The 3,272-nt window shown below is 44.7% G+C and carries 4 protein-coding genes; all 4 read left to right on the forward strand.

Annotated elements, in window-relative coordinates; all coding sequences use genetic code 11:
* Positions 1-221: 221 nt before the first annotated feature.
* A complete protein-coding gene (gene traL, locus Q7J27_03080; GenBank protein ID MDO9528123.1) occupies positions 222-491 on the forward strand; it encodes a type IV conjugative transfer system protein TraL in 270 nt (89 codons plus the stop codon).
* A complete protein-coding gene (locus tag Q7J27_03085; protein ID MDO9528124.1) occupies positions 488-1,066 on the forward strand; it encodes a type IV conjugative transfer system protein TraE in 579 nt (192 codons plus the stop codon). Before traL ends, Q7J27_03085 begins: the two co-directional genes overlap by 4 nt.
* Positions 1,056-2,153, forward strand: coding sequence for a type-F conjugative transfer system secretin TraK (locus tag Q7J27_03090; GenBank protein MDO9528125.1), 1,098 nt, complete (start codon positions 1,056-1,058; stop codon positions 2,151-2,153). The genes Q7J27_03085 and Q7J27_03090 overlap by 11 nt, the downstream gene beginning before the upstream one ends.
* A 29-nt stretch (positions 2,154-2,182) precedes the next feature.
* The coding region (locus Q7J27_03095) for a TraB/VirB10 family protein (GenBank protein MDO9528126.1) at positions 2,183-3,272 on the forward strand (1,090 nt) is incomplete at its 3' end.

Genomic DNA, 3,272 nt, shown 5'->3' on the forward strand with positions numbered 1-3,272 from the left:
GGATTCGTTTGTGGATGTGGGGCAATAGCGTTTGGCGCTTTTTCAGCGATAAGGTCGCAGATTTTTCCTGCCCTAGCGGCTACTCTTGGAGGAGGCGCCTTGATCAAATCAGACACAATAGTAACCTCACTGGGAATGCTTATTTAGTAGTCGAAGGGCCGTTGATTCTCTGGCTGGGTGGGGCGCGGAGCGCAGGGAATCAATGGTAAAGGAGAGTGTTCGTGGGTGGAAAAAGGTTCCCGCAGTATCTGTCAGATCCATTGCAAGTTTTGTGGTTCGAGCCAGATGAGCTCAGCATGATGTTTATCTTTTTTGGTCTGGCAATGGTGTATGGCAGTTTTTTCTGGATTCTTATGGTTTTGGTACCCTGGTTCTATTCCAGGACGAAAAAGAAATATCCCAAAGGTTTCCTGAAACACATGCTCTATTTTATAGGTATCTTAAATTTAAAAGGATACCCTATTTTTTTTGAGGATACATTCGTAGAATGAAATTCGATATTTTTATGAACGAAAAGTCAAATATTGCTTCGGAAAACAGGCTCTTAAAGTTTTTTGTAGTGGTTATTGGTATTGCTGTTCTCATGAGCTCGATTTACTCGTACCATGCGCTCCGCTACCAAAAGGTAATCATTATTCCACCCGGAGCAAGGGACAATATTGAGGTTATGGGCAATATTGTGAATGATGAGTATGTTAAGGCATTTACGCGTTATATTGTTTCGCTTGCATTTAACTACAGCCCCGCCACAGTAAGAAAACAGTACGATGAGCTTCTTGCACTGTTTGACTCCGGCTCATATCCTCAAGGGAAAACAACTTTCTATAATTATGCCGATAACGTGGAAATAACGCAGACCAGCAGCACGTTTTATATTGATAAGATATGGATGGATAAAAAAAAGAAATGGATCGAGGTTGGAGGCATAGAGCGGCACTATATGGATGACAGAAAGGTTAAGGACGGAGCCAAAGTATATCTTGTAGGATACACGATATCCGATGGAAGATTCAGGATAACCGGCATTTCCGAAAAGCACAAGAAAGGAAACAGAGATGAGGATTAGGGAAGTTTCCGTAATAATTGTTTTGATAATACTGCTTATTGCAACTCCTGCTGTTTGCGGCGGTGATGACGTAAAATCTCCGTTAATGCAACAGAAGGTAATAGAGCGGCTGAAGGGGTTAAACGCTTCCTCTCAAGGCAAAAACGAAAAGCTGCATGAACAGGCGCTTAAAAATAGACGAGCCCGGACGTCGCGTAACAAAAAACCTGATCCGGCAAAAAGTAATAAACCGGACATACATCAAGCTAAAGATCAAAAGCCGGTAAGGGTTGCTGTACCACAGCTTCCGATAAGGCCCTCGCAGCAGGCTTTAACCATGTCAAAGCTCCTTGCCAAAGCAAAGAAAAACGCTCACGGGATAACGGTCATGCCTGAAGTCCCGACAGTCATCGTTATGAGCAATACCGATGTAAACAGGATTACGAGTTCCGAGGAAATCAAGGACGTGGTTTACAGTAAAGAAAAGGGTCTTTCAATACAGTTCAGCGGGAAAGATTGTTACGTCAAATTCCAGGCAGTAAGGAAAGGCCAGGATACTATTTACTCCACCCTGCCATCAGAACTGTTTATTGTTTCAGGGGACAGAGTATACAACATCATTGCCGTTCCCCAGGACAAGACTATAGCGCGTACAATTCGGCTTTCCGCTGGCGGGAGAGATAAGATCAAAGCTAACAGTGAACTATTTTCAGGGATGCCCCTGGAAAAAAAGGTCATTGCTATAATTCAATATGCTTATCAGGACAATATTCCTTACTCTTTCACTGTTACTAACATAGGACGTGAGATCAAAAGAATTGAAGGAATAAGGCTTGTTTTGCTTCGTAGTGTTGTTGCTGATGGTGAGGGAATCAGGCTGAAAATATACCAGGCCGAGATTAGTCCCGGTTCTCAAAAGAAAGGCACGGGTGTGGACCTGGATGAGCGGAATTTCCTGCAAACCGACCTGACAACCGACACTATTGCTGTCGCAATCGAGAAACCGCACCTTGAAGGGGACGATCAGACAAGGATTTACATCTGTGAGAGAAATCGGGAAGAGGCTGGCGACAAGTTGTCAACAACCGCGGCCAGCCCTCTGAAATAAACCAATGCAGGGGGAAAGGGTTTATATATATGTTAAATAAAATCAAAGATTTTTGGAATCAGATGATGCCGCGGCGCAAGAAAATGGCAGGAATCATCACACTTATCCTCGTAATTGTATTGGGCGGATTGGTGGCCTATGAAATTCAGGGGGGCCGTCACGAATCGACTCCACGGTACACAAAAAAAGAGATTACGCTTAATACCCATCTCCTTGAAAAGTCTGCTTATCTCGAAAGCCAGAAAAAACTGGGGGAAATGGGTGAACAGCTTAAACAATTACGTGAAACTATGGGGAAGGCATCAGTCAATAAGGCGGGAACAGCAGATAAAGATAGTAAAGATAAAGTACCAACCATGGCACAGCCAAGAGTGACGATTCCCGTACCTCCCCGGCAAACGTTACTTGAATCTTCCAATCAAGCTTTGCAAAATAATAAGATAGCTGAACCCGTCCAGATAATCGGTGAAATAGGGATAGTGAAGAACAAGGACATTATTTCTGATTCGTTAAAGAAGGAAAAAAAAACTTTAGAAGATCAGATTTATCTTCCACCTTCTTTTATGGAGGCGACCCTTCTTTCTGGCTTGGATGCACCGACAGTGGAAAATGCAAAGGGAAACCCTGTGCCGGTTTTATTGCGAATTAAAGATCTGGCATTTCTTCCTAACAGTGTCCGGGCCAATTTAAAAGGGTGCTTCGTTATCGCCGAAGGTCACGGCAGTCTCGCCGATGAAAGGGCTCATCTCAGGCTGGTTACGCTTTCCTGTCTTTCCAAGAAAGGAAGGGCGGTTATCGACGATAAGATCAAGGGGTTCGTAGTTGATACGGATGGGAAGATCGGGCTTCGCGGAAGAGTCGTATCGAAGATGGGGGCGACGATTGCGAGATCCGTGCTCGCAGGATTTTTCGGCGGTCTGGGTAGTGCTATAAAGTCTTCCACGCAGAATGTGGCTGTCAGCCCGCTGGGGGAGTTACAAACATACGACAGCAATAAGATATTGGAGGCGGGGGTTGGCGAGGGTATTGCCAGCGGCGCTGAGGAGCTTCAAAAATTCTACATGGAACTTGCGAGGCAGACAATGCCTGTAATTGAAGTCGGCGCTACCCGTACCATCA

This window comes from Syntrophales bacterium (assembly GCA_030655775.1).
Classification (GTDB): Bacteria; Desulfobacterota; Syntrophia; order Syntrophales; family JADFWA01; genus JAUSPI01.

Excerpts from the sequence above, each read along its gene's own strand:
- Q7J27_03085 (MDO9528124.1), top strand. The coding sequence starts at position 488 with ATGAAATTCGATATTTTTATGAACGAAAAGTCAAATATTGCTTCGGAA.
- Q7J27_03090 (MDO9528125.1), top strand. The coding sequence starts at position 1,056 with ATGAGGATTAGGGAAGTTTCCGTAATAATTGTTTTGATAATACTGCTT.